We start from the raw sequence: 26009 nt of genomic DNA, 5'->3' as shown, positions 1-26009 counted from the left end.
ATTTGGACAATCTGACGTTCAACTTCAAGGGCGCGACCAGAAGGTCAGCGCCCTTTCGTTTCACGTCACCTTGCCTCAAATGCGACCCGCTCGCTGTCGCTGGCAAAACATCGGCATTTCTTTGGTTGTCAAGAGATTGCCGTTCTGGCGGGTTTTCGCTGACTTCGCCAAAACATTGGCGTTGCCGTGGTTCAACCTGCCAAAAAGGGACAGGTTTATTTTGGCAGGTTTTATCTGGGCAAACGTTGTTGGTGCAATGGGGACTGCTTTATATGCACCAAGTTGGTGCAAAGTAGCCTGGCCCCTTTGCACCAATCAAAAAGTTGCGGTGAGTGTTTTTTGGCAGCTGGTTTACTTGCTCGCGAACAGCCAGATTAGGACGATCACGAGGATTACGGTGAGAATGCAGACGATTGCGCCGGTGAATTTAACGCGTGAGTCACGGGTGCGCTCGCGCACGTCGTTCTCGGCGGCTTCGAGCTGAGCCACTTCGCGCTCGGTTTCGGCACGCTCGTCCTTATCGCGAGCCAAGGAGCCCGCGAGCGATTCGGTGATCTCGGGATGGTTGTGCACCTCGGTCGCCTGCTCGATGATCGACTGCGCATGCGCGACGTCCGCCTGGGCATTGGCGATAGCCTGCTCTTGCTCTTGACGCGCTTTGTCCTCGGTGACGATCTTCTCGCGTAATTCGCGCTGGCGCGTTGCAGCGGCCGCCTTTGCGGTCTGCAGCTCGTCGCGCGCGGCATCGGCCTCGGCCGTCACGGCCTGATGGGCGCGTTTGGCGTCGGCGATGGGGGCTTGCGCCTGCTCGACGGCGTGCTCGGCGGCTGCGAGCGAGTGCTCAAGATCGGCGGTGATGCGCGGGACATCTTCCTCGGCTTTACGCAGGGCATCAGCCGTGTCGGAGATCTGCATCGAAAGCTCGCTGGTGCGCACCGTATAGTTGGCGGGATTTGCCGAGGGATTGCGTTGCAGCTCGGCATACTCGCGGCGCAACGTTTCGAGTTGAGCACGCGTGGCGTCGACGGTTTGCTGTGCTGCGGCAACGCCGGCGTCGCGCTCGGCCTTCACCTTGTCGCGGATGCGCTTGGAATCCTCGAGACGTCGTACGAGGCGGTTACCGGTCTCGCGCGAGCTGGCTTCGCGCGCTTCGACGGCATCGAGTGCGGCTTTGAGACGCCGCTCGGTGGCGTCGTCCTCTTCTTTTATTTGTTCGAGCTGCGCTTTGAGCTCTGTTGTCTTGGCGGCATGGGTATCGCGGTCAATCTCGGCGGCCGCAATGGTCTTTTGTGCCGTGGCGATTGCCTGGCGCTGGTCGGCGACAATCTGGTCGTAACGCCCTGCGATATCCTGGCGCGTCTCGAGCTCCTCTCCTTGATCGGCGATGCGCTGATCAAGTTCGGCCAGGTGGGCACGAGCGTCCGCGAGCGCCTTCTTTGCGGCGTTCATCTCGCGCATGGCAGAGGCGCCCTGGGCGATAAAAGTGCCTACGGCGTTTGCTGTATTTGAGACGGCAGTTCCCAGATCGCAGCTGGCTGCAGGGGCGTGTGGAGCGGTCGGGTGACCGGCGTCGGCCGTACCCGCATCGGGCGCCTGCGACGTGGCGATATTGCCGGTGCCACCCTCGATCACGGAAAAGCCGGCAGTGTGCGGGTCAACTGCATCTGCGCCAATTGTAGGGTGCTCGAGCTGTAAGAACGAAGGTACGGTGCTGCCTTGGTCGGCAACGGGGGTCTCGCCAGGCACGAAGGTCGATGCGGCCTCGGCGGCCTTCTCTTCTTCGGCGTCCACATCGGCGTCGGCCACGGCGTCTTTCATCGCTTTGACGGCATCCATCATGGAGTCCATGACGGCATCGAGCTCTTCTTCCGAAGATACCTCGATGGGTCCTGCCGCCTGTGACGCGGGATCCGTGTCGGGCTCGGCGTCGTTCGACTCCGGTTGCTCGCCTTCGTCATGCTCGACAGTATCGCCTGTGTATGTTGCCTTATCCGCACCGGCGTGCGCATCTTCGGCGGATGCATCGACGGAAGTGGCGACGCAGGTAGGAGTGCTGCAGTCGTCGACGGCGTCTGCGGAATGATCAATATGCTGCTGAGTCTGGGGGTCCAGCTCGTCTGTCATAGGCATGTGCTCCTCATCGTTGATTGTCACCCTATGATAAAGTCTCGCGCCGGCATCCCGCGCGCCGCAGCAAAGTTTCAAAACGTGTTCGATGGCTCGCTTGGATAGCAAAAATTCGGCCGCTCTATTCAGTTTGCGCTTGACATTCCCTTCTCCGAAAGACGTTATGCCGTTCACCTGCCGCGGTCTTTATAATGGTTTGCGTATGAACCGCAACCAAGGAGTTCCAGTTTATGGACCAGAGCCTATTTAAATTCGACCTGATCGCCGAGGATCCGACGACGCATGCGCGTGCCGGCGTGCTGCACACTCCGCACGGCGACATCGAGACGCCGATCTTTATGCCCGTGGGCACCAAGGCAAACGTCAAGGGCATTCCTGCCGAGACTGTCAAGCAGCTCGGCGCCCAGATCGTGCTCGCCAATACCTATCACCTGTCCATGCGCCCCGGCGAGGACACCATCGCCGAGTTGGGTGGCCTGCACAAGTTTATGAACTGGCATGGCCCCATCCTCACTGATTCCGGCGGTTTCCAGGTGTTCAGCCACAACGACGCCGTCAAGCTCACCGACGAGGGCGTGCGCTTTATCGTCAACGACTACGACGGCCGCCACGTGTTCTGGACGCCCGAGGACAACATGGAAATCGCCATGAAGCTCGGCTCCGACATCTGCATGCAGCTCGATCAGTGCCCGGGCTATCCCGCCACGCGCGCCTACGTTGAGCGCGCCGTTGAGCTGTCGAGCATGTGGGCCGAGCGCTGCTATAAAGCTCATACCCGCGACGACCAGGCGCTCTTTGGCATCGTTCAGGGTGGCATGCATCTGGACCTGCGCCTGCGTTCGCTGCGCCATCTGGAGGAGTGCGGTGACTTCCCCGGTTACGGCATTGGCGGCTACTCGGTGGGCGAGGACCACGAGACCATGTTTGAGACGCTGGCACCGCTCGCGAGCGAGTACATGCCCAAACATAAGCCGCGCTACCTGATGGGCGTCGGCAACCCGACGACGCTCGTGCGTGGTGTAGGCGTGGGCATCGACATGTTCGACTGCGTGCTGCCGACGCGCACCGGCCGCATGGGGACGGCGTTCTCGAGCGAGGGTCGCCTTAACTTCCGCAATGCCCGCTTTGCGCACGACGACGGCCCCATCGATCCCACCTGCACCTGCCCGGTGTGCACGGGCGGCTACAGCCGTGCGCTCATTCGCCACATGGTCACGCAGAAGGAGATGCTCGGCGGCATTTTGCTTTCGATGCACAACATCTACTACCTGCTCAACCTTATGCAGCGTGCCCGCCAGGCCATTATCGAGGGCCGTTACGGTGCGTTCGTGAGCGACTGGATGAACAGCCCCGCGGCAGTGGATTACTAAGAGCTGCGGGTTCGCTTACGGGGGCGCTCGCGCGGTGTCGAGGCTACGTGCCAATCGACCGTGCGTACCCGGCGCCGGGCATCGCATGCGTCGGCATCGCTTGCACGACCTCTGACCGATGCCTTGCAAGCGCTTGATGCATCGTGGGTACCATACCGAATGGTTGATGTTCGGGCGGGTGTTTGACGCATGGCGTCGACCCCGCCCGTTTCTATTTTCGATAGGAGTATCCCATGATTAAGAATGAGAACGTCGAGGGCGAGCCGGCCTACGACGAGACGTACCGACGCGGCCCCGTGGTTATGCGCGGCCCTATGATTCCTAAGGACAACACCTACGCCAACCTGCTGGCGCCCGAGGACTCGACTGACTGGTTGCACGCCGACCCGTGGCGTGTGCTGCGCATTCAGGCCGAGTTTGTCGATGGCTTCGGCGCGCTTGCCGAGCTCGGGCCCGCGGTGACCATCTTCGGCAGTGCCCGTACGCCCAAGACCGATCCGCTTTACAAGGCGGCGCGCACGGTCGGCCGCAAGATCGCGCAGCGCGGCGTGGCGGTTATCACCGGCGGTGGTCCTGGCATTATGGAGGCGGCCAACAGGGGAGCGGCGAGCGCCAACGGCAAGTCGGTCGGCTTGGGTATTGAGCTTCCGCACGAGCATGGGCTCAACAAATACGTGAACCTCGGCATGGACTTCCGTTACTTCTTTGTGCGCAAGACCATGTTTGTCAAATACAGCTCGGGCGCCATCGTGTTTCCCGGTGGTTTTGGTACGCTCGACGAGATGTTTGAGGTGCTCACGCTGGTGCAGACGCACAAGGTCAAGCGCATGCCGCTTGTTTTGGTGGGCAGCGAATACTGGCAGGGCCTGTTCGACTGGCTCAACGGCCCGGTGATGGATGCCGGCATGATCAGCCCACTCGATCCAGACCTCGTCCACATCACCGATGACCTCAACGAGGCCGTCGATATTGTCCTGAGCGGGCTGATGTAGGGTAGGTAAAATGGGACGGGGCTAAAAAGACTGGTCTGAAACGTTTGATATCAGTCTTTTTGGCCCCGTCCCAAATGAACTGCTTCCAAGTTGCGGTGGAATAGGGATTGATTTGCGGTTGATAAGCCAAAAACAGTCCCTATTCCACCGCAAGTGGTAAAGGTGCCCCTAGTGGATGGGCTGGTAGCGGGGACAGTAGCTGATGGCGATGGCGTCGACGCCTACGTGGGTGGCGATGGTGCAGCCGATGGGGCCGGTGCCGGCGTCTACGTAGTTCTGGCCTGCGAGCGCTTGGTTGACGAGCTCCTGCTCCTCGGCGGCGCCGGTCGTGAGCACACGTACGCTGGAGCCCGGGTGCTCGGCCAAAAATGCGAGGCAATCTGCCATGGTGTTGGTGACGATGCACTTGGCGCCACGACCCTTTTTGATCGCCTTGATCTCGCCCGATTTCCACTCCGGCGAAACGGCCAGGCGAATATTGAGCATCTGCGTGAGCTGGCCGGCGAGCTTGGGCGCGCGGCCGTTCTTAACGAGGTTCTCGAGCGTGCGGGGAATCAGCAGCAGATGGGCGTCGGGCAGCGTCGCGCGGATCTGCGCTTCGGTCTCGTCCAGGCTGCGGCCATCCTCACGCATGGCCAGCGCGTACTCCACCAGCAGGCCCTCGGCACCCGAGCCGGTGCGCGAATCGATGCAGCGCACGTCGAGCTCGTGCGCTTCGGCCGTCAGGCTGGCGTTGGCATAGCAGGCGGACCACTCACTGCACAGTGAGATAAAGATGGCGCTATCGTGGCCGTCGGCGCGCACGCGGTCAAAGAGTGCCTTGAACTCGCCGGCGCTTGGCTGCGAGGTGTGCGGCAGCTGCTCGGATCCGGCCATGCGGGCGACGTATTCCTCGGCGGTAATCTGCACCTGGTCGAGCAGGTCTTCGCCTTCGATAATCACATGAAGTGGAATCACGTAAATGCCGAGCTCTTGGGCGCGGGCGGGGGAGATGTCCGACGTGGAGTCGGTTATGATGGCAAAAGACATAATTGCACCTTTCGTTGGGGCGCTTGCGCGCCGCCTTCTGAGAGCAAAGTGCGACAAGTATAGTAGAGTCGCTCCACATTGCTAGGTTCAATTGTTGAATAGTCAACAGTTTGAAGTGTCGGTGTGGAAATCGTCAACTGGGGAAGAGGGATGTCGATGGAGGCACTGGAGATATGCAAGCGGCCGGTCGTGCTGTTTGATTTTGACGGCACGGTGGCCGATACGGGCCGGGCGGTGATGACCTCGACGCGTAAAACGCTGGCTGCGCGCGGGTTTTCTGAGGCGCAGATGGGTGACCTGCGCCGCATGATCGGGCCTCCGTTGTGGAAGAGCTTCCACGACTTTTACGGCTTCTCGCGCGAGGAGTCGCTTGTGGTGGCCGACGAGTACCGTGCCTTTTTTGATGAGCTGGGACCGGAAGAGTACCCCGTATTCGATGGAATTCCCGAACTGCTCGATGGCCTGGCCGCCCAGGGGCATCACTTGGCCGTGGCGACGTCGCGCATGGAGGCAAAGTGCATCGACATGGTGGGCGAGCTGGGGCTTTCGCAGTTTGAGGCGGTGGTCGGTATGAATCCGCCGCAGGGGCGCGAGACCAAGGCCGATTCGGTTCGCGATGCCCTGGCGGCGCTCGGCGCGACGGCGGACGATGCCGTGATGATCGGCGATCGCTTTAACGATGTGGAGGGCGCGCACGCAAGGGGCGTGCCGTGCATTGGCATCTATTCGGGCGCGGCGGTGCCGGGCGAGCACGAGGCGGCGGGTGCCGATGCAGTGGTGCACTCGGTGGCCGAGCTTGCTAAACTTTTCGCCATCTAATGACGTTATGCGAGAGGCGGGTGTGGCCGTCGCTCATTGGTAAGGAGGTCGTCCATGAATCAGGTGGAGCAGAGCGTTACCGAGTATGTCGACGAGATCTGGGAAGATGTCGTTGCCGATATCGAGCAGCTGGTGAGCTATCCGTCCGTGGCCGTTGCTGCCCATGCGGAGCCCGGTGCGCCGTTTGGCCGCCCGGTCCGTGATGCGCTCGATTGTGCGCTCGGCATTGCGCAAAAGCTCGGCTACCAGACGAGCGACGACGAGGGCTATGTGGGCATCGCCGACATTCCCGGCCGCGGCGATAAGCAGCTTGCGACCATCTGCCATGTGGATGTGGTGCCCGCCGGTCCCGGTTGGAACACCGACCCGTTTGCGATGGAGCGCCGCGAGGGCTGGCTGCTCGGTCGTGGCGTGATCGACGACAAGGGCCCGGCCGTGTTGTCGCTCTACGCCGGTGCCTACCTGATCAAGCACGGCATTGTGCCGCGCTATACCTTCCGCGCGCTGCTGGGCTGCGATGAGGAAGTGGGCATGTCCGACGTTCACCATTATCTGGAGAACCACGCAGACCCCGACTTTTTGTTTACGCCCGATGCCGAGTTCCCGGTCTGCAATGCCGAGAAGGGCCAGTTTGGGGCGACGTTTGTGAGCTCCAAGATCGACGGCGGGCGCATCGTATCGTGGAGCGGTGCCGAGGCGAGCAACGCCATTCCGTCGCAGTCTATCTGCGAGCTCGCGATTGCCGCCGATGCGCTGCCGGCGCCCGTTGAGAACGCCGACCGCCTGGAGATCGCGGCGCTCGATAACGGGCATGCGCAGATTTTCGCCCACGGTATTGGCGGCCACGCTTCGATGCCCGAGGGAACGATCAATGCCGTCGGCCTCATCGTGGCGTATCTGCGCGAGGCCGAGGACGCGTTTGGTGCACGCGACGAGCGCCTGCTGACGCCCGCCGAGCACGAGTTTGTCAAGTTTCTGACCTTTGTACATGCGGATGCCTATGGCCACGGCCTAGGTATCGACGCGACGAGCCCGGCGTTTGGCCCGCTCACGTGCAACCCCGGTGTTATCCGTGTGATGGATGGCCATATTGAGCAGGTCATCGACGTACGTTTCCCCGACAGCACGAGCGCCGATACCATCTGCGAGCAGCTCGAGCCGCTCGTGGACCGCTTTGGCGTGACGTGCCGCGTGGGTCGTGCAAAGGTGCCGTTCTCGGTGTCCGCCGACGATCCGGCCGTGAAGGCGCTTATTGATACCTATAACGAGTTTACGGGCAAGCATGCCGAGCCCTTTGCCATGGGCGGCGGCACGTACGCGCGCAACTTTGCCCGCGCCGTGTCGTTTGGACCCGAGGAAACCGGCCTGGAGCTGCCCGCATGGGGCGGCCAGATGCACGGCCCCAACGAGTGCGCCAACGAGGAACAGCTCAAGCAGGCGCTCAAGATCTACATCGTGGCGATCCTCCGTTTGAATGAATTAGAGCTTTAAGGTTTCGCGGTTTCCTAATCTAAGTTGCGATGGAATAGTTCCTAGAATGGGCCATTTGATGGCCAAGCAGGGACTATTTCACCGCAACTTTGTTTTTATTGGTGTAAAAGGCGGGCCATGCTTGGGGGCGGGTTTGTTATTCGTTTGTAAAGCCGAGTCGCGCTTGAGGTAATGGTCTATCAAATGCCCGTAAGAATCCGCAGTTGGCGCGGGCACCGCCCGATCGAGGCCGTATCTTTCCAAACAGCAAAGCGGGCAGGGTGCCCGCGAGTCGCATGTATGAAAGGAAGATTATGCTCGATCAGGCTTATTCTCGTCGTCAGTTCCTCGGCCTCGCTGGTGGTCTTGCCAGCTTCGTGGGCCTCGGCCTCGTTGGTTGCGGCGGCGCAGGCGCTTCCAACGCCGCCGACAAGGGCAGCGCCGCTGCCGAGTCCGTCTCCGGCGAGGTGACCTACGACGGCGCCTCCTCGTTCCAGGCTCTCGTCGAGGCCGCTGCCGAGAAGTTCATGGACGCCAACCCGGACGTCTCCGTCTCTGGCTCGGGCAACGGTTCGGGCAAGGGCCTGACCGCCGTTGCCGCCGGTACCGTTACCATCGGTAACTCCGACGTCTTCGCCGAGACCAAGCTCGAGGCCGACCAGGTCAAGAACCTCGTCGACCACGAGGTCGCCGTCGTGGGCATGGGTCCCGTCGTCTCCAAGAACGTGAAGGTCGACGACTTGTCCCTCGAGCAGCTCAAGGGCATCTTCTCCGGCCAGATCACCAACTGGAAGGAGGTCGGCGGCGACGACGCCACCATCGTCGTTCTCAACCGCAAGGCCGGCTCCGGCACCCGCGCCACCTTCGAGGCCGCCGTCTTTGGTGACGAGGCCGTCGACTTTAAGGGCGACGCCGAGCTCGACAAGTCCGGCGACGTCCAGACTCAGATGGCCAGCACCGACAACGCCATCTCCTACCTCGACTTCTCGCACTTCGACGACTCCAAGTTCAACGCCATCAAGGTCGAGGGCGTGGAGCCCAAGAGCGCAAACGTCACTGACGACTCCTTTAAGATCTGGGCGACCGAGCACATGTACTGCGCAAAGGACGCCGACGATGCCACCAAGGCCTTCCTGGAGTTCATGCTTTCCGACGACGTCCAGGGCAAACTTGTCGAGGAACAGGGCTTTATCCCTGTCTCTGCCATGAAGGTCGTCAAGGACGCCAGCGGCAAGGTCTCCGCTAAATAAGTAATCGCCCCGGAAAGGTTTGCAATGGCAAAACAGCTGCCAAAGCGCGACCTTGAGAACGTGGGCCTGGGCGTCACGGGCGCGTGCGTAGCGCTCGTGACGCTTGTCGTTGCCGCGCTCATCTTTATGGTCGCCCAAAAGGGCCTCTCGGCTTTTCTCAAGGACGGCGTTTCGGTCGTCGAGTTCTTTACCGGCACCAAGTGGGACCTGGCCAACACGGCCAAAAACGGCCTGCCCTATACCGGCGCCCTGCCCCTGATCGTCACCTCGTTTGCGGTCATGGTGCTCTCCACGCTTATCGCGCTGCCCATCGCCATCGGCTCTGCTATCTTTGCGGTCGAGATTAGCCCTAAGTTTGGCTCCAAGGTGTTTCAGCCGCTTATTGAGCTTTTGACCGGCATTCCCTCGGTCGTCTTTGGCCTGGTCGGCTTTCACGTGGTCGTCGGTCTTATGAAGAGCGTTTTCCACGTGAGCACGGGCCTGGGCATCTTGCCCGGCGCCATTGTGCTGGCCGTCATGATCTTGCCGACGATGACCACCCTTTCGGTCGATGGCCTGCGTGCCGTGCCCGATAGCTACCGTCAGGGTTCGCTCGCGCTGGGCTACACCCGCTGGCAGACCATCTGGCACGTGGTGCTCAAATCCGCCATGCCGTCGCTCATGACCGCGGTCATCCTCGGCATGACCCGTGCCTTTGGCGAGACGCTCGCCGTGCGCATGGTTATCGGCGGCATCGAGGCCATGCCGACGTCGCTGCTGTCGCCGGCGTCCACCATCACCACCACGCTCACCACGTCCATGGCGGTCTATGCCGAGGGCTCGGCCCAAGACGATGTCCTGTGGGCGCTCGGTCTGCTGCTGATGGGCATGAGCCTCATCTTTATCCTGATCATCCACCTTATCGGCCGCAAGGGGGCGAAGGCTCGTGGCTAGCACGCGCATTCATATCGACGAGGCGAGACTCAGGCGCGTCCAAAAACAGGACCGCATCGCCACGGGCGTGCTGACGGCAATCGTCGCCATCGTCATGCTCATCGTCGTCTCCATGGTGGCCTATATTCTGTTCGAGGGCATCTCGACGCTGTTCCAGCCGGGATTTCTCACGCAGCCCGCGCGCGCCAACGGAACCCAGGGCGGCGTGCTCTACCAGCTGTTCGACTCGTTCTATCTGCTGCTGATCACCCTAGGTATCTCGGTGCCCATCAGCTTGGGCGGCGCGGTCTTCCTGGTTGAGTACGCACCGGACGGACCCATCCGCGACATCGCCTCCACCGCCATCGAGACGCTGTCCTCGCTGCCTTCCATCGTCGTCGGCATGTTCGGCTTTCTGGTGTTCTCGGTGCAGCTGGGTTGGAAGTACTCCATCATCTCCGGCGCCGTCGCGCTCACCATGTTCAACATTCCCATCCTGGTGCGCGTGATCCAGCAGGCGCTCGAGGACGTGCCGCAGGCCCAGCGCGATGCGTGCCTGGCCATGGGCCTCACCCGTTGGGAAGCCACGCTGCACATCCTGATCCCCGAGGCCATGCCCGCCATCGTGACCGGTATCGTGCTTTCGGCCGGCCGCGTGTTTGGCGAGGCCGCGGCGCTGCTCTTTACCTCGGGCATGAGCTCGCCGGTGCGTCTGAACTTCTTGAGCTTTAACCTGTCGAGTCCCACTTGCGCCTGGAACGTGTTCCGCCCCGGCGAGTCGCTCGCCGTGCACATCTATAAGATCTACGGCGAGGGCAGCCCCGAGGCACAGCAGATTGTTTGGGGCACTGCGGCACTGCTGATGATCTGCGTGCTGCTGTTTAACGTAGTCGCCCGTATCGTGGGCAAGCAACTGGCAAGGAGGATGACGGCCGAATGAGCGAGATAAATGCAACGCCCGCAACCGAGGCGGCCGCGTCCGAGACCCAGGACTTTTTGTCGAGCGTGGGGGAGAGCGAGAAGCGCGTGCGCGTAAGCGGCAAAGCCGTGAGCGACGAGGTCGTGCTTTCCACCAAGGACGTCAACGTTTACTATGGCGACCACCATGCGCTGCACGATACGTCGCTCGACTTTCACAAGGGCGAGATCACGGCGCTCATCGGGCCTTCGGGCTGCGGTAAGTCGACCTTTTTGCGCAGCCTCAACCTTATGAATCGCGAGATTCGCGGTTGCCGCGTGGAGGGCGAGATCAACTACCGCGGGCGCAACGTGAACACCAAGACCGAGAACACCTACGAGCTGCGTCGCTCCATTGGCATGGTGTTTCAGCAGCCCAACCCTTTCCGCAAGTCCATTCGCGACAACATCACGTTTGCGCCCAAACGACACGGCATTACTGACCGCGACGAGCTCGATCGCATGGTCGAGGAAAGCCTGCGCGGCGCGGCGCTGTGGGACGAGGTCAAGGACAAGCTCGACAAGAGCGCCTACGCGCTTTCGGGCGGCCAGCAGCAACGCCTGTGCATTGCGCGCACGCTGGCGCTCAATCCCGATGTGATTCTGTTTGACGAGCCCTGCTCGGCGCTCGACCCCATCTCGACGCTGGCAATCGAGGACCTGATGTCATCGATTGTTGCCGATCGCGCCATCGTCATCGTGACGCACAACATGGAGCAGGCGTCGCGCGTGTCCAACCGCACGGCGTTTTTCTACATGGGCGATATGGTCGAGTACGACGAGACCGACGAGATTTTCCAACGGCCCAAGGATAAGCGGCTGAATGATTACCTCACCGGCATGTTCTCCTAGTCCGGGACATGCTTGAGGCCCGCGGCGGCCATGGTTGCCGCGGGACTGATTGGAGAGGCGGGTCATCTCCTGCGGGAGATGGCCCGCCTTTTTGTGTCGTGTGCGGCCGTCAACCTACCAAAAAGGGACAGGTTTATTTTGGCAGGTTTAACGTTTTACCACGGAGTGCCCTTGGACTGCTCTGACGTTTGCCCAGATAAAACCTGCCAAAATAAACCTGTCCCTTTTTGGTAGGTTTTGGGGTGGGGCTCGCTGCTATCATGGACAACGTTGAATTTCTACGAAGGAGCAGGGCATATGGCGATTCTTTTGGGATGCGATTCTGTCAGCCTAGAGTTTCCCACCAAGCATATTTTCGATAGCGTGACGCTCGGCGTGGACGAGGGTGACCGCATCGGCATCGTCGGTAAAAACGGCGACGGCAAGTCGACGCTGCTGAGTGTGCTCGCCGGTACGCTGGAGCCCGACGACGGCCGCGTGACGCATCGACGCGACACGACGATTGGTTTGCTCGGCCAAAAGGACAACCTGGTCGATACCGACACCGTGCATCATGCCGTCGTCGGCGACACGCCCGAGTACGAATGGGCGTCGAGCCCGCGTACGCGCCAGATCCTGGCCGGCCTTATTAGCGATGTGCCCTGGGAGGGCACGGTGGGCGAGCTTTCGGGCGGTCAGCGCCGCCGCGTGGACCTCGCGCGCCTGCTGATCGGCGACTACGATGTGCTCATGCTCGACGAGCCCACCAACCATCTGGACATGCGCACCATCAACTGGCTCGCGCGCCACTTAAAGGCCCGCTGGCAGCGCGGCCAGGGCGCCATGCTCGTGGTCACGCACGACCGTTGGTTCTTGGACGAGGTCTGCACCAGCATGTGGGAGGTCCACGATGGCCAGGTCGACCCCTTCGAGGGCGGCTACTCCGCATATATCCTACAGCGCGTAGAGCGCGACCGCATGGCCGCCGTTACCGAGGAGCGCCGTCGCAACATGGCGCGCAAGGAGCTCGCGTGGCTGAGCCGCGGCGCACAGGCGCGCTCCACCAAGCCCAAGTTTCGTGTGGAGGCCGCTCGCGAGCTCATCGCCGACGTGCCGCCCGTGCGCGACGAGCTGGAGCTCAAGCGCCTGGCGGTGAGTCGCCTGGGCAAGCAGGTTATCGACGTGGTCGACGTGGACGCCGGCTATGCCGATACCGACGGCGCGTCCAAGCAAGTGCTCACCGATGTGACCTGGCTCATTGGTGCGGGCGACCGCTATGGTCTTTTGGGCGAGAACGGCGCCGGCAAGTCCACACTGCTCGATGTGATTCAGGGCAAGATCGCGCCCCTGCGCGGCCGCGTGAAGATTGGCCAGACGGTGCGCTTTGGCGTGCTGTCGCAGCAGCTCGAGGAGCTCGAGCCCTACATGGGCGACACGATCCGCGAGGTGCTCAGCAACTACAAGAAGTACTACGTTATCGATGGCAAGGAGACCTCGCCCGAGAAGCTCTGCGAGCGTCTGGGCTTTACGACGCAGCAGCTCTGGAGTCGTATCGGCGATCTTTCGGGCGGACAGCGCCGTCGCCTGTCGCTGCTGCTGACGATCCTGGACGAGCCCAATGTGCTCATCCTGGACGAGCCCGGCAACGACCTGGATACCGACATGCTGGCGATTGTCGAGGACCTGCTCGATGGTTGGCCCGGCACGTTGATTCTGGTAACGCATGACCGCTTTTTGATGGAGCGCGTGACCGACCAGCAGTGGGCGCTGCTCGACGGCCACCTGACGCACATGCCCGGCGGCGTCGACCAGTACCTGCGCCTGTGCAATGCCACCGCCGAGGGCGAGCCCGTGGGTGCACCGAGCGCCAAGACCGGCACGTTCGACACCGGTGCCGCGGCAGCTGCGGCCGAAAAGCCCAAGGCGAGCGGTCAGCCCAATGGCCTTTCCAACGCCGAGCGCCAGAAGCTCCGCCGCGAGGTGAGCTCGCTCGAGCGCAAGATAGAGACGCAGCGCGCTCGCGTGGAGGAGGCCGAGGCCGCGATGGCTCAGGTCGATCCCACCAACTACACGGCGCTGGGCGAGCAGCAGGCAAAGATCGACGAGGCTCACGCCGCTATGGACGAGCTGGAGATGGCGTGGCTCGAGGCGAGCGAGAAGCTCGAGGGCGAGGAGTAGACGAGGATGATCAAAGCCGCGTTTTTCGATATCGACGGCACGCTACTGAGCTTTAAGACGCACCGGATTCCGGCGTCGGCGCAGCAAGTGCTCGACAGCTTTCACGAGCAGGGGATTGCGTGCGTGATCGCCACGGGCCGCCCGACCTACCAGATGCCGGATTGGCTGTTCGATCTTGGTTGGGATGCGTACATTACGCTTTCGGGCCAGCACTGCTTTGATGCCGAGGGCGTCTACCGCAGCTGCCCGATTGATCCGGAGGACGTTGCGGTGATTGTGGACCAGGTGGCCGAGGGGCGCTATGACTCACTGTGCATGCAGGGCGAGAACTCGTTTGTGAACCGCCTGTCCGAGCGCGTGGTGACGGCCGGTAACAACGCGGGAATCGTTTACCACGAGGAGCCGTTTGAGCACGCCTTCGATGCGCCGGTTTACCAGTTTTGCGCCTTTGTGGATCCGGCCGACGAGCATATCGTGACCGATGCCGTGTCGCATTCGCTCACCACGCGCTGGTGCGACCTGTTCTGCGACATTATTCCGGCCAACGGCGGCAAGGACCTGGGCGTGGCGGCGACGCTGGAGCGCCTGGGTATCGACGCGAGCGAGGCGATTGCCTTTGGCGACGGCGAGAACGACCTGTCGATGTTTGCCGCCGTGGGTACGAGCGTGGCCATGGGCAACGCGCAAGACACGGTAAAGGCTGCGGCGAGCTACGTGACGACCGCCGTGGACGACGACGGAATTTACAACGCCGCAAAGCACTTTGGGCTGCTATAGCTGCGGCTCGGCACTTGGGGACGTTCCTTTTCTGCCGGCAGTTGGGGACGCCCCTTGCGCGTGGTGTGCCGCGTCGCACGGCCGGACAGCCACGCATGCTACAGGTTCTTGACACCCATCGCGCGCATGGCGTTCAGGATGGCGATGATCGCCACGCCCACGTCGCCAAAGACGGCGAGCCACATGTTGGCGATGCCAAGCGCCGCGAGCACCAGAATCAGCAACTTAATGCCCAGTGCAAAGATGATGTTCTGCCAAACAATCGTCATGGTCTTGCGAGCCACGCGGATTGCACGGGAAATGTTGGACGGCTTGTCGTCCATCAGCACAACGTCCGCTGCCTCGATTGCGGCGTCGGAGCCCATGGCGCCCATGGCAATGCCCACATCGGCACGGGTGAGCACGGGCGCATCGTTGATACCGTCGCCCACAAAGGCGAGCTTGCCCTTGCCCGATTCGGTCGCCAGCAATGCCTCGACGCGCTCGACCTTGTCACCTGGCAGAAGCTGCGCGTGGAACTCGTCGAGCCCCAACTGTTCGGCAACGGACGTGGCCACTTCCTCGCGGTCTCCCGTGAGCATGACGGTGCGCTTGACGCCGGCGGCGTGCAGCTCGCGAATCGTTTGCTCGGCATCGGCTTTGACGGTGTCGGCAATTACGATGTGACCGGCATAGACGTCATCGACCAGCACATGGAGGATAGTGCCGACGACCTCACAGTCCGGTGTTTCAACGCCGGACGCGGCGAGCATCTTGGCGTTGCCGACGACGACGTGCTTGCCGTCGATGTTCGCCGTCACGCCATGGCCCGCGTCGTTGGCGGAGTCGCATACACGCTTGGGGTCGAGTTCGCCCTGGAAGGCGGCGCGCACCGACTGCGCGATGGGGTGGTCGGAGAACGACTCGGCGAGGGCTGCGACTTCAAGCAGCGATTGCTCGGTATAGCCGCCCTCGGGGTGCACCGCGACGACCGAGAACGTGCCGTTGGTGAGCGTGCCGGTTTTGTCGAAGACGACGGTATCCACATCGGCGAGCGCCTCGAGGTAGTTGGAGCCTTTGATGAGAACTCCCAGCTTGGACGCGCCGCCGATGCCGCCAAAGAAGCTCAGCGGCACGCTAATTACGAGTGCGCACGGGCAGCTGACGACGAGGAAGGTCAGGCCGCGCAGGATCCAATCGGACCAAGCACCGGTCACCAGGCCGCCGCCGAGCGCGAGCACCGCTGCCGCGCCGGTGACGGCGGGCGTGTAGACGCGGGCGAACCGTGTGATGAAGTTTTCGGTGCGCGCCTTCTTTTCGCTGGCATTCTCCACGAGCTCCAGGACGCGCGCGACGGTGGACTCGCCAAAGGGTTTGGTGGTGCGCACGCGGATAAGACCCGTCATGTTGATGCAGCCGCTGATGATATCGTCGCCGGTCTTGGCGGTACGGGGGACTGACTCGCCGGTGAGGGCGGCGGTGTCGAGCTGGGTTACGCCCTCGACGATAACGCCGTCGATGGGCACGCGCTCGCCGGGCTTGATGACAATGACGGTGCCGACGGCGATGTCATCGGGAAAGACCTGCTCGAGCGTGCCGTCAGCCTGCTCAACGTTGGCGTAATCGGGCGCGATGTCCATCATGGCGCTGATCGATTTGCGGCTCTTGCCCACGGCGTAGGCTTGGAACAGCTCGCCGACCTGGTAGAACATCATAACGGCGGCGCCTTCGGCCATGTGCGGGTCGGTATCGGGGAAGAGCACCGTGGCAAACGCGCCGATGGTCGCGACGGCCATGAGAAAGCTCTCGTCGAACGCCTTGCCGCGGCGGATGTTACTGAATGCCTTTTGGAGCACGTCGTAGCCGGCAATCAAAAACGGCACGAGGAACAGCACAAAGCTGGCGTAGATGTTGCCTGGGGTGCCGAATGCGGCGGTGAGGGCGCCGAGCTCATCGAGGGCGTACACCACGACAAAAATACCCAGCGCTACCAGGATGCGGTTGCGTTTATGCTCGAGTGACTCTTTTTTCTTGCGCTTCTTATTTTTCTTCTTGGGGTCGGCGGTGGCCATGACTCAATCCTCCCATTTGAATGTATGAACACTCGCTCATGTAATTTCGCGAGCAAAGGCCGCGGCAAGCGCGGCCTTGCAGGTTGGCGTAAACCTGGGCTAGAGAATGATCTCGCAGTCCGGCTCAGCGTCGGCGGTGAACTCCACGACGCGATCAAGGACCTCGTCGAACTCAGCGTCGTCGGCCTCAAGCGTCAGCTTCTGGGTCATAAAGTTGACCGAAACGGATTTGACGCCCTCGAGCTTGGCGAGTTCGTCCTGAAGCTTACGCGCGCAGTTGGCGCAGTCGATCTCGTCGAGCTTGAACTGCTTTTTCATGATGGGTTCCTTTCCCTGTATTTGCGGCTTGGGTGCAGACCGCGCTGGTACCGTGGTTGGTCGCTATTCGCAGATGTGGCTCATGCCTTGGTTGAGCATGGTGTAGACATGATCGTCGGCGAGCGAGTAGAGGATGTTGCGCCCGTCGCGCCGGAATTTAACCAGGTGCGACTGTTTGAGCGTGCGCAGCTGGTGCGACACCGCGGACTGCGAGGTCGCAGTCGCCTCGGCGATGTCGGCCACGCAGAGTTCGCGGCCCATGAGGGCGTAGAGGATCTTGATACGCGTGGTGTCGCTGAAAACCTTGAACAAGTCGGCAAGGTCGTACAGCAGCTCCTCGTCGGGAAGGTCCTCGGGCGAGCAAGTGGTGGGGATGTCGGGCACGATGGTGGTGTCGATGTCGGTCCTTATTTCATCGGCGTGTTCGCTCATTGCAATATCCTTTCATATGAACATGTGCTCATATAACTTACTTCCGAGTATATGAGCGCATGTTCATATGTCAATATAATTTGCGAAATTTTTTGCTATCGGATGGCTCTAGAGGCGGCTAAGGGCATTGGTTGGTGCTGATAAGGCCGCCGATGCCAACGTGGGTACCCTAGCGACGTGCAAAAAGGGGAGTTTTCAGCATCGACGAGGGGTTATTTATTGCATGATACGGCGTCGTTTGCCGCCACAGGGCTTTACTGGAGTGCAAATGGCAATAGATATTCCCCAGCTGTTGCCTAACTTACATCGAAAACAGCGGCTTCGGTGCAAAATGGGGCAATTCGGCCGCCCTCGGATACTCGGCTCTGCTGAAAACTCCCGTTTTTGCACGTCGCCGGGGTACCCACCCTGTCAGTCCGCCTCTGTTCTGGCCCCGTACACCCTGCCTTCGGGTGTGGAGGTGCTTGTTTGGGCGAACTCCGGGCAATCCAGCTCGATGACTTGCATGTCGTCGATGGCCGGGACATTGTTGATCGTCGGGTCGTCCAGCGAGATGCCCTCGAGCACTGCGCGCTCGAGCTCAAGTGCATTACCCTGCGCTGCGTCTTGACGGAGGAGCTCCTCAATACGCTTCTTTTCCTCGATAAATCTCCTGAGAACAAATTGTCGCAGCTCTTCTTGCTTGGTTGCGAAATCTTTGGGCAGGCGCGATGGGCGAATGCCCTCCTTTCGCTGGATTGCCTCCATAACCCTGGTGAAGGCGCTGGCGTGCATAAAGGAATAGCGACTGACGGTAATGATTCCGTAGCCCATGGACGCCAGCGCGTTCTTGCGTTCTTCGTCAATGGCGCGGTCTTCTTCGGCATCGTGCTGAAATCCGTTGTATTCGATGTCGGTTCGGGACCGCTTGAGATATGCATCCATATAGAACTTTTCGCGCCGCGTGAGATTCTTTGCAGCAGCTGTGACCTTTACTTCGTAGTCGGTCTCGATCTCGCTAATGCCAAGACCGCCCTCGCGCCTGGGTAGCGTGAGCATCATGACAAACGCCGTTTCCATCGGCGATCGGCATCTGTCCCGCACGCATTGGATGGCTTTTCGGGCAAGTTCGAGGCCCTTGCAGTCGATGAGGGAGTTAAAGAAATGTTTAAGGCTCGAAGTCGAGGTGAGCGCGAAGCGCTCGGTATAGGATGTCGAGGCATCGTGCCCAAGGGAATAGGCGCCACACAGTTCGAAGTAGTACTCCACAAGTTCTCGAAAGGGAAGATAGGTTGCGGCCTGAAGCGCACAGAGTTCGACGCCGACAATATAGATGTCGTCGGTAAGCTTGATAAAGCGCGAGCCCGCGAATCGCTTGGATGATACGTGGCACTTGCAGCCCGTCATGCTGCGCACGTTTGCGCGCTCGAACACCGTTGTATCGAGCGGGGCATCGTTATCCAGAGCGACGTTGTGCCTGGCGAGCCAGTCGGCGGCAGAGTCGAGCAGCTCCTTGCTGGGGCGCGCCCCGTAGATCTTGGCAGGGCTGCAGGGCTCGGTGCCAATTGCGGATACCGAGTATGCGGCTTGGTAGACCGCTTTTGCCGTGTTATGTGAAAGCACGATACTCATACAGATAGCATGGCAGACCAGGCGGCAGGGTTCGCAATGAACGCCAAGGTAAAATGTCGCGGCATAACAAAAGCTGTCCAAGCGCTTGACGCCAATGATGGAGAAAGATGCTATTTGGAGCATTGTCGCAGCTCGCTGACTACGCAGACCTCCACAACTGATGCTGGTCAGCGTCGTTTTGATGCAAAGACGGCGTCAACAAAAATGTGCAATTTGGCTTGAACATGCGCAGATGAAGTTCTTGGTTATGCGGCGGCTAGACATCGGGGGCTGGAGGGCCATGTTGTACGGCGCGAAATACGGGCCGATATCCGCTTGGAAATCGGCCCGTATTGCGTCGCTTGAGGGGAGCGCCTCGGCGTGTCGCTTTTGCGCGGGGCGCTATGGTCCGGCAAGTGTTGCTCGCGAATGGCGCCTCTGCTTGGCAATCTACTTGGCAAACAGGTTCTTGAGGTTGAACTCGGCCTGCACCGTGCGGAGCATGAGGTCGGTGTCGTCGAGGCCCAGGTGCTGCTCGTTGGCGTCGGGCGCGAGGGTGCCGCGACGGCGTGCCCAGTTCTCGAGCGCGGCGGGTGCGGATTCGCGGGGGAGCGAGCGAACGTCGGCGTCCAGGCTGCGGCAGATCTGGCGCGAGTCGATGACGATAATCTTGCCGGCTCGGCGCGCCTCGGCATAGCCGTCCAGATGGATCTTGAACCAGCTGTCCTCAAAGGCGGCGTTGTGCGCCATGTACGGGTATTTCTTCATGAGCTTGAGCAGCTGCTTTTGCAGCTCCTTGTTCTCGCGGAAGGGCGTTTTGCCGTCGATGTCGTCCCAGGTGATGTGATGGATATTCGACAGCGGCACATCTTCGCCGCGGTAGATATCGGGCAGGCCGCAATAGTGTGCCTCGGCGTCGTGCGGGACGGCGTCGCTGGTGAGCTCCATGATCTCCCAGCCCACGTTGATGATGTAGCCGCGCTCGGGTGCGCGGCCGGTGGTCTCGATGTCGATGCCGAGCACCGTGCCCTGGATGGGCTTGCGGGCGTACGCCACGCCGAGCGCGTCGCGGTCGCCGCGGATCTCGCGCATGACGGACGCGGCGGTGCGCTTTTGCATCTTGCCGATGCCGGCGCAGGTATCGGCGTCGGACAGGCCGCGCGAAAGCGTCGCGGGCGTCACGTTGCGCAGGCGCGCCTCGCCAATCTGGTCGCATAGGTCGCGGTTGCGGTCGGCCAGGTCGCGCACGGTGGCAAAGTCGAAGCCAGGGTCGCCCTCGGCGGTAAAGTACTCGGTCTCGAGCACCTTGAGGGCCTCTTCGCCTTTTTGACGCTCGGATTCCATGGCGGCGTGATCGCCATAGATGAACATGGGGATAAACGGCTGCCGCTCGTATTCGAGTGCTTGCGAAACGTTCATATACTGCTCCTTGGACGGGCCGCGTCGTGCGGCTCGGGGTCATTGAGATGTGGCGAGATGATAGTTTACCACAGGCAACTATTGGCATCACGCCTAGGACAACTACAATACCCTAGTTGACCGCTAGGACTTTTACAATGCTGCCGAAAGACACGAAAGGTTCCATCCGTCATGGATTTGCTGATTGATATTTTGCTCGACGCCGGCAAGGACACGCTCTCGCTGGTGCCGTTCTTGTTGGTGACATATCTGGCCCTCGAGACGCTGGAGCATGTGGCAGGCGATCGTGTCAACGGCGCTATCAAGCGTGCCGGCGCCGCTGGCCCCGTGGTTGGCTCGTTGCTGGGCATGGTGCCGCAGTGTGGCTTTTCGGCGATGGCGGCAACGCTGTACGCCGGTCGCGTCGTGACGTTGGGCACCCTGGTGGCGGTGTTTCTCTCGACCTCCGACGAGATGCTGCCACTGCTACTTGCCGAGCAGGTTCCCGTGCAGACTATGGCGATGCTTTTGGCTTCGAAGGCGCTGATCGCGCTGGTCACGGGCTTTATCGTGGATGCCGCCATTCGCGGCCTGCGTCGCAACGCCCGTGCTCACGCGGCGATCCGCCGTACCGTGTTGGGAACCGCTGCCAATCCGGTGCACGTTAACTGCGCGCATGACGATCACAGCGGCGGTGACATCATCGACGAGGTGGCCGAGGCGGGCGTGAGCGCCGACCACATCCATGAGCTGTGCGAGCGCGATCATTGCGGTTGTGATGAAGACGAGGACGAGCGTGACCACGGACATGGCCACGACCACGGACACGAGGGCGAGCACGAACACCACCACGGTCACTCCCACTCACACAAAGGCGCGCCCGTCCTGTCGATTATCCGCAGCGCGATTTCGCACACCGTGCAGGTTTCGGTATTCATTTTCCTGGTGACGCTGATTCTGGTCGCCGTGCTCGAGACCTTCGGCGAGTCCGCGATCGAGCAGTTCCTGCGCGGCAACGAGACGCTCGCTGTCCTGGGTTCGGCGCTTGTCGGCCTCATTCCCAACTGCTCGGCGAGCGTGGTCATTACGCAGCTGTATCTGGAAGGCGCGCTGCAGCTGGCACCGATGCTCGCCGGCACGCTCATTTCTGCCGGCGTGGGTTACCTGGTACTGTTCCGCACCAACCGCAGCGCCCGCGAAAACGCCGTGTTCCTGGTCATGATGTACGTCATCGGCGCGGGCTGGGGCCTTATCCTTTCCGCCTTTGGCCTCTAAGTAGATGTTTGATGTATCCCGTAAAAACTGGGGCATGCCTCAAACATCTACCGCCATGACCGGCGTTGGATGCGCGCCAATCGCCAAAACAAAAGGTAGATTTTTAGGCATGTCCCAAAAATCTACCTTGGTTAGCGCAGCAGGTCGGTGAGGTTGCGCTTAAAGCGGGCGCGGTCCTCGCTGGTGAAGGCTGCCGGTCCACGGGTGCGACCGCCGGCGCGGCGCACTTTCTTTTCTTCGTGACGAATAAACAGCTGCATATCGATGGTGGCTTTGTCGTACACGCGCCCGCGCACGCCGATGGCGGCGGCATCGCGACCGAGCACCATGCTCGCCAGGCCAATGTCCTGCGTCACGACCACGTCGCCCGCCTGCAGACGCTCGATAATGGCAAAGTCGGCGCTATCAGCGCCTACGCTCACGTCGAGCGTTGTGACCCAAAAGCCACGTCGCGCGTGCTCGGCATCGCGTGGGTCGTCACGGCGAATGTGCCGCTCCAGGTTTTGCGTGCTGTTGCCGGCGACAACCACGGCAACACCCGCCCGTCGCGCGCAGTCGATCGACTCACGCGTGACCGGGCAGGCGTCGGCATCAATAAACAGCGTTCGCGGCATCTAGTGCACCAGCTTGCCAAAGCGGATAGCGCGAATAACCAGCGTCACGCCAAACACCAGGAGTGCAGCGCCGGTAAAGATGACGAGCATCTTTGCCGACCACAGCGGGTAGATGAACACGAACACGCCGGCGATGATGGAGAGCGCGCCGCTCAGGATGGCAATGCCGCGGTTGGAAGAAAGCTCGGACTCCAGAATCGACATGATGCCCTCGACAATCCAGCCAAAGCCGGCCACGACCACCACAAGCGTGCTGAGCGTCGCGGTCGAAAGCGCCTGGTTGCGCAGGATCACCAGGCCGCCCAAGATGATGAGCAGGTTGGCGAGGATGCTCGTGACGCGCCAGCCGGCGGGCAGCAGCGGCTCAAAAATGGCGGTGAACAGCCTGACGCCAGCCGTGATCACAAAGTAGAAGCCCAGTACGGTCGTCAAAAAGACGAGGGTCTTGGCGGGTGCAAACAGCAGCGCGATGCCGGCGATGAGCGCGATGACACCCGTGGCGGCGTAGATCCAGCGCACGGCTTTAATCGCCTTGCCTGCCATGCTTTTCTCGTCAAATCCAAACAGACTCGATTGTTGGTCGTCATTCTTAAAGATGCCCATGAGGCCTCCTTTCCGTGCGGCGTAAGCCGCGATCGTTACAACCAGTATCGCCTAAAGGCGCTGGCGTATGGGCCGGGGAGGGCGAAACGCAACTCAAAGGCCCCGATTTGTTTCCGTTATTCCCCACGTTGCGATTTTCTATTCAACAGGTGTAGAACATTGCAGCTCTGTTCGTTATTGCCTGCGTTTTAGGTTAGATTTTCCTAAGAACAATTGGCTTTTTGGGGGTCCCTATGAACGAAGCAGTTCCCGTGGTGCCGTCGAGCGCCGAGTCGATGGCAAAGCAGGGTTGCGAAAAGCTTGGCCTGGATGCGTTTGATGCGCTGGTCCGTCGCGCCCGCACATGCCGCCGTTTTGACGAGTCCATGCGCGTGCCGCGCGAGTTTTTGCTCGAGCTGGCAGAGCTGGCGCACCTGGTCCCCTGTGGCGCCAATGCTCAGCGCTTGCGTTTTCATGTGGTGAGCGGTGCCGAGGACTGCGCTCGCGTGTTTGACGAGCTCGCATGGGCCGGGGAGCTCAAGGACTGGCCGGGTCCTGCCGAGGGCGAGCGTCCGACCGGCTACATTGCAATTCTTGCCGAGCGCACCGCTCCCGGCAAGCCCGCCGCGCCTATCACCGAGGTCGACACGGGCATCGCGGCTCAGACGATGATGCTCGCCGCGCGCAGCGCAACGCCCGAGGTGGCGGCTTGCATGTTCAAGGCCTTTACGCCCCGCGCGATCGATGCGATGGGGCTCGATAACGACAAGTACGAGCTCAAGCTGATCATGGCCTTTGGCGTGCCGGCCGAGACCCAGGTTATCGACGCGATCGATTCCAACCCCGACGGTTCAATTAATTACTGGCGCGACGAGGCGCAGGTGCATCACGTGCCCAAGCGTCCGCTTGCCGACGTGCTGGTGTAGTTGCGTCGTTGCGGCGCGATCCGGCGGCAAGCCACCACAAAGGTGCCTGTCCCCTTTGTGGTGGTGCGAGGGGAGGGCGTGTGTCCGATCTGTATTTGGTTCGGCATGGGCAGACCGAGCTTAACGTGCAGAACATTTTGCAGGGCTGGCAAGACTCGCCGCTCACGGAGCGCGGGCGCGATCAGGCACTGGCGACGCGCGCGGCTTTTGAGGCGCGCGGCATCTCCTTTGACCACGCGTATACGTCTCCGTTGGGTCGGGCGCGCCACACGGCCGAGCTGATCGTTGGCGAGGATCTTCCCATAGAGCCGGTCGATGATTTGCGCGAGTGGCGCCTGGGCACGCTGGAGGGCACATCAAATCGCGATATGCCGCCGCAGCCCTGGGGCGATTATCCGGTGGCCTTTGATGGCGAGTCGGAAGGCGAGCTTCGGGCGCGCATGGTCGCGGCGCTGTCCCGTATTATGGCCCGACCGCAGCACGATCGTGTGCTTGCGGTCTCTCATGGCTCTGCCTGCCAGGAGTTTCTTAGATGCGTGACCGGCGGGGGAGAGCAGCCCGACAACGGTGCCGTGCTTCATTTTGGCTATTGCGACGGGGCGTTTTCGCTCCTTGATTGGTAACGAACGAAAGGACCCCTATGAACAAAGATCTGTATCTGGTCCGTCATGGACAGACAATATTCAACCTTAAACGCATTATTCAGGGATGGAGCGATTCGCCGCTCACGCAGTTGGGCTGCGAGCAGGCGGCGCGTGCCGGTATGTTCTTGCGTGCGCGTGGCGTTGAGCCCGATCACGCCTACACCTCGACGCTGCACCGCACCGAGCAGACTATCGCCAGCCTGTGGCCGGGCCTTGCCTACGAGCGTCTGGATGGCCTGCGCGAGTGGTTCTTTGGCGACTTTGAGGCCGAGCGCGTGATGCTGATGCCCGAGCGTCCGTGGCGTGACTTTTATCGTCAGTTTGGCGGTGAGGGCCAGATGCAGGTACGTGAGCGCATGGTGACGACGTTGACCGATCTTATGCGACGCCCGGACCATTCGTGCGTGCTCGCGGTGAGCCATGCCTCGGCCATCAAGGAGTTTTTGGACCACTCTAGGGGAGCGGCGGCCGACGAGCGCGAGCGCGTGCCGGGCAACTGCTCGGTTCTGCATTTTGCGTTTGACGATGCAACCGATGCGTTTGAACTGGTCGAAGTCTTTACGCAGGAGGATTACGCGCGTGAGCTGGGGCTAGAGCCGCTCGTGGCGGCAGCGGGCCCGCGGCGTGGGTAGCGCGGGCGCGGCGATGCGGGTCGCCGGCGTAATTGTTTGATGCGAAAGGGGCGGGGATGCATGCGCATGTATCCCCACCCCTTGCTTGTTGAGCTGCCGAGTCTTTGTGCTGGGCGTTTAGGCCCCGTTAGAACCGTGAGATCTGGTGAGTGAGCAGACCCGTCGGAACCTGCGGCGCGCCGCCGCTGACCTGCGCGGCGGGGAACAGCACGGCCACGGTAAAGTTGAACGGCTCTTTGCCCGTGTAGGTGCCGGCTGCGCGGGCCTCGTCTGCCAGGAGCTGCGCCGCCCCTGCCAGCGCGGCAGCGTAGGCGGGGTCGTCTGCCGGCGCCGGCTCCGGTGCCTGATCGAGCATGGCTCGGATGGCGGCAACAGCGTCCTCGCGCTTGACTTCCCATACGCGATGTGTAATACCGGCGGGGTCGGTGACGGCGTAGAGCGACGCGCCCTCTTTGGCGGCGCCCAGGATGATATCCATGACGGGCGACGCCTCGTAGGCGAGCGACACGGGGCGCGGCTGCACCTTGAGCTCGGTGATCGCGCGCGCGGCGGCGAGTGCGTCGGCGCTCTCGGCGGCAGCCTCGTCGTTACCCGTCAGCACGTTAACCGGGCAGATCGCCACAACGCCCGTCACGCGCCCTGGCTCTCCGGAGCATTCGTACACGTAGTATGCCGCGCCCGGATCCTTGAGCATGAGCCCATCGGCAATCGCACCGCGCAGGGCGTCGTTGCCGCTCAGGATGTCGCCCATCTGCGGCAGCGCCTCGAGCGCACGGTCCTGAGCCGGGCGGATGCAGGGAAACGGAAGTGCTTTCATGGACGGTCCTAACGCGCG

General features: G+C 61.5%; 24 protein-coding genes. 14 read left to right on the top strand and 10 right to left on the bottom strand.

Translation table 11 applies throughout. The features are described 5' to 3' along the window. Window positions 1-351: 351 nt before the first annotated feature. Complete coding sequence (locus tag ACTQV4_RS08315; RefSeq protein WP_441569617.1) at window positions 352-2124, bottom strand: hypothetical protein; 1773 nt, start codon at window positions 2122-2124, stop codon at window positions 352-354. A gap of 233 nt (window positions 2125-2357) precedes the next feature. On the opposite strand from ACTQV4_RS08315, the gene tgt reads away from it, so the two are divergent. Together tgt and ACTQV4_RS08305 are read left to right on the top strand one after the other, a co-directional pair. Next, a complete protein-coding gene (gene tgt, locus ACTQV4_RS08310; RefSeq protein ID WP_441014862.1) occupies window positions 2358-3497 on the top strand; it encodes a tRNA guanosine(34) transglycosylase Tgt in 1140 nt (379 codons plus the stop codon). 233 nt (window positions 3498-3730) lie between these two features. Next, on the top strand, window positions 3731-4489 hold the full coding sequence (locus ACTQV4_RS08305) for a TIGR00730 family Rossman fold protein (RefSeq protein WP_154515782.1): 759 nt from the start codon (window positions 3731-3733) through the stop codon (window positions 4487-4489). 168 nt (window positions 4490-4657) lie between these two features. Here the strand turns inward: ACTQV4_RS08305 and ACTQV4_RS08300 are convergent, their stop codons facing one another. Beyond that, the gene (locus ACTQV4_RS08300; protein ID WP_441546387.1) at window positions 4658-5518 is read right to left on the bottom strand and encodes a DegV family protein; all 861 of its coding nucleotides are present in this window, start codon (window positions 5516-5518) and stop codon (window positions 4658-4660) included. Window positions 5519-5674: 156 nt separating this feature from the next. On the opposite strand from ACTQV4_RS08300, the gene ACTQV4_RS08295 reads away from it, so the two are divergent. The 8 genes from ACTQV4_RS08295 to ACTQV4_RS08260 all read left to right on the top strand — a co-directional run bounded on the left by ACTQV4_RS08295 (window position 5675) and on the right by ACTQV4_RS08260 (window position 14712). After that, a complete protein-coding gene (locus tag ACTQV4_RS08295) occupies window positions 5675-6337 on the top strand; it encodes an HAD hydrolase-like protein (RefSeq protein WP_441031453.1) in 663 nt (220 codons plus the stop codon). Window positions 6338-6391: 54 nt separating this feature from the next. After that, window positions 6392-7828 carry a M20 family metallopeptidase gene (locus ACTQV4_RS08290; protein WP_441569616.1) on the top strand — a complete coding sequence of 479 codons (1437 nt, stop codon included), beginning with the start codon at window positions 6392-6394 and terminating at the stop codon, window positions 7826-7828. A gap of 293 nt (window positions 7829-8121) precedes the next feature. Then, complete coding sequence (locus ACTQV4_RS08285) at window positions 8122-9057, top strand: phosphate ABC transporter substrate-binding protein (protein ID WP_154515770.1); 936 nt, start codon at window positions 8122-8124, stop codon at window positions 9055-9057. A gap of 24 nt (window positions 9058-9081) precedes the next feature. Continuing rightward, window positions 9082-9990, top strand: coding sequence for a phosphate ABC transporter permease subunit PstC (pstC, locus tag ACTQV4_RS08280; RefSeq protein WP_427795762.1), 909 nt, complete (start codon window positions 9082-9084; stop codon window positions 9988-9990). After that, a complete protein-coding gene (pstA, locus tag ACTQV4_RS08275) occupies window positions 9983-10909 on the top strand; it encodes a phosphate ABC transporter permease PstA (RefSeq protein ID WP_427795763.1) in 927 nt (308 codons plus the stop codon). Before pstC ends, pstA begins: the two co-directional genes overlap by 8 nt. Continuing rightward, window positions 10906-11778 (top strand): phosphate ABC transporter ATP-binding protein PstB, encoded by an 873-nt coding sequence (gene pstB, locus ACTQV4_RS08270; RefSeq protein WP_427719562.1) that lies wholly within the window; start codon window positions 10906-10908, stop codon window positions 11776-11778. Before pstA ends, pstB begins: the two co-directional genes overlap by 4 nt. A 297-nt stretch (window positions 11779-12075) precedes the next feature. Continuing rightward, on the top strand, window positions 12076-13935 hold the full coding sequence (locus ACTQV4_RS08265) for an ABC-F family ATP-binding cassette domain-containing protein (protein WP_441545487.1): 1860 nt from the start codon (window positions 12076-12078) through the stop codon (window positions 13933-13935). Between the two features lie 6 nt (window positions 13936-13941). Then, window positions 13942-14712, top strand: a complete 771-nt coding sequence (locus ACTQV4_RS08260) for a Cof-type HAD-IIB family hydrolase (protein WP_441063030.1) — start codon at window positions 13942-13944, stop codon at window positions 14710-14712. 98 nt (window positions 14713-14810) lie between these two features. Here the strand turns inward: ACTQV4_RS08260 and ACTQV4_RS08255 are convergent, their stop codons facing one another. From ACTQV4_RS08255 to ACTQV4_RS08235, 5 genes are all read right to left on the bottom strand, one after another. After that, window positions 14811-16763, bottom strand: coding sequence for a heavy metal translocating P-type ATPase (locus ACTQV4_RS08255; RefSeq protein ID WP_441545486.1), 1953 nt, complete (start codon window positions 16761-16763; stop codon window positions 14811-14813). Between the two features lie 99 nt (window positions 16764-16862). Further along, complete coding sequence (locus ACTQV4_RS08250; RefSeq protein ID WP_195363207.1) at window positions 16863-17081, bottom strand: cation transporter; 219 nt, start codon at window positions 17079-17081, stop codon at window positions 16863-16865. A gap of 63 nt (window positions 17082-17144) precedes the next feature. Further along, window positions 17145-17513 (bottom strand): ArsR/SmtB family transcription factor, encoded by a 369-nt coding sequence (locus ACTQV4_RS08245; RefSeq protein WP_117794534.1) that lies wholly within the window; start codon window positions 17511-17513, stop codon window positions 17145-17147. A 411-nt stretch (window positions 17514-17924) separates the two neighbouring features. Continuing rightward, window positions 17925-19115 (bottom strand): hypothetical protein, encoded by a 1191-nt coding sequence (locus ACTQV4_RS08240; RefSeq protein WP_441569615.1) that lies wholly within the window; start codon window positions 19113-19115, stop codon window positions 17925-17927. 438 nt (window positions 19116-19553) lie between these two features. Next, window positions 19554-20522, bottom strand: coding sequence for a 3'-5' exonuclease (locus ACTQV4_RS08235; RefSeq protein ID WP_441031470.1), 969 nt, complete (start codon window positions 20520-20522; stop codon window positions 19554-19556). Window positions 20523-20693: 171 nt separating this feature from the next. Between ACTQV4_RS08235 and ACTQV4_RS08230 the strand changes: the two genes are divergently transcribed. Next, window positions 20694-21776 (top strand): putative manganese transporter, encoded by a 1083-nt coding sequence (locus ACTQV4_RS08230; RefSeq protein ID WP_441569614.1) that lies wholly within the window; start codon window positions 20694-20696, stop codon window positions 21774-21776. Between the two features lie 131 nt (window positions 21777-21907). On the opposite strand, the gene ACTQV4_RS08225 is transcribed toward ACTQV4_RS08230, so the two are convergent. After that, window positions 21908-22390 carry a YaiI/YqxD family protein gene (locus tag ACTQV4_RS08225; RefSeq protein ID WP_154515742.1) on the bottom strand — a complete coding sequence of 161 codons (483 nt, stop codon included), beginning with the start codon at window positions 22388-22390 and terminating at the stop codon, window positions 21908-21910. Then, a complete protein-coding gene (locus ACTQV4_RS08220; protein ID WP_441569613.1) occupies window positions 22391-22993 on the bottom strand; it encodes an HdeD family acid-resistance protein in 603 nt (200 codons plus the stop codon). It abuts the gene before it with no gap. 233 nt (window positions 22994-23226) lie between these two features. On the opposite strand from ACTQV4_RS08220, the gene ACTQV4_RS08215 reads away from it, so the two are divergent. From ACTQV4_RS08215 to ACTQV4_RS08205, 3 genes are all read left to right on the top strand, one after another. Then, on the top strand, window positions 23227-23898 hold the full coding sequence (locus ACTQV4_RS08215; RefSeq protein WP_441569612.1) for a nitroreductase family protein: 672 nt from the start codon (window positions 23227-23229) through the stop codon (window positions 23896-23898). A gap of 80 nt (window positions 23899-23978) precedes the next feature. Then, window positions 23979-24521 carry a histidine phosphatase family protein gene (locus tag ACTQV4_RS08210; protein ID WP_441569611.1) on the top strand — a complete coding sequence of 181 codons (543 nt, stop codon included), beginning with the start codon at window positions 23979-23981 and terminating at the stop codon, window positions 24519-24521. Window positions 24522-24538: 17 nt separating this feature from the next. Then, window positions 24539-25174, top strand: a complete 636-nt coding sequence (locus tag ACTQV4_RS08205) for a histidine phosphatase family protein (protein ID WP_441031479.1) — start codon at window positions 24539-24541, stop codon at window positions 25172-25174. Window positions 25175-25301: 127 nt separating this feature from the next. Here the strand turns inward: ACTQV4_RS08205 and ACTQV4_RS08200 are convergent, their stop codons facing one another. Next, window positions 25302-25991: a DUF1015 family protein gene (locus tag ACTQV4_RS08200; RefSeq protein WP_441569610.1), complete on the bottom strand. Its 690-nt coding sequence runs from the start codon at window positions 25989-25991 to the stop codon at window positions 25302-25304. Window positions 25992-26009: the final 18 nt, after the last annotated feature.

The organism is Collinsella sp. LCP19S3_B11 (assembly GCF_052121915.1).
Classification (GTDB): domain Bacteria; phylum Actinomycetota; class Coriobacteriia; order Coriobacteriales; family Coriobacteriaceae; genus Collinsella.
The sequence above is the reverse complement of the archived record's forward strand: the minus strand, read 5'-3'. Positions and strand labels throughout refer to the sequence as shown.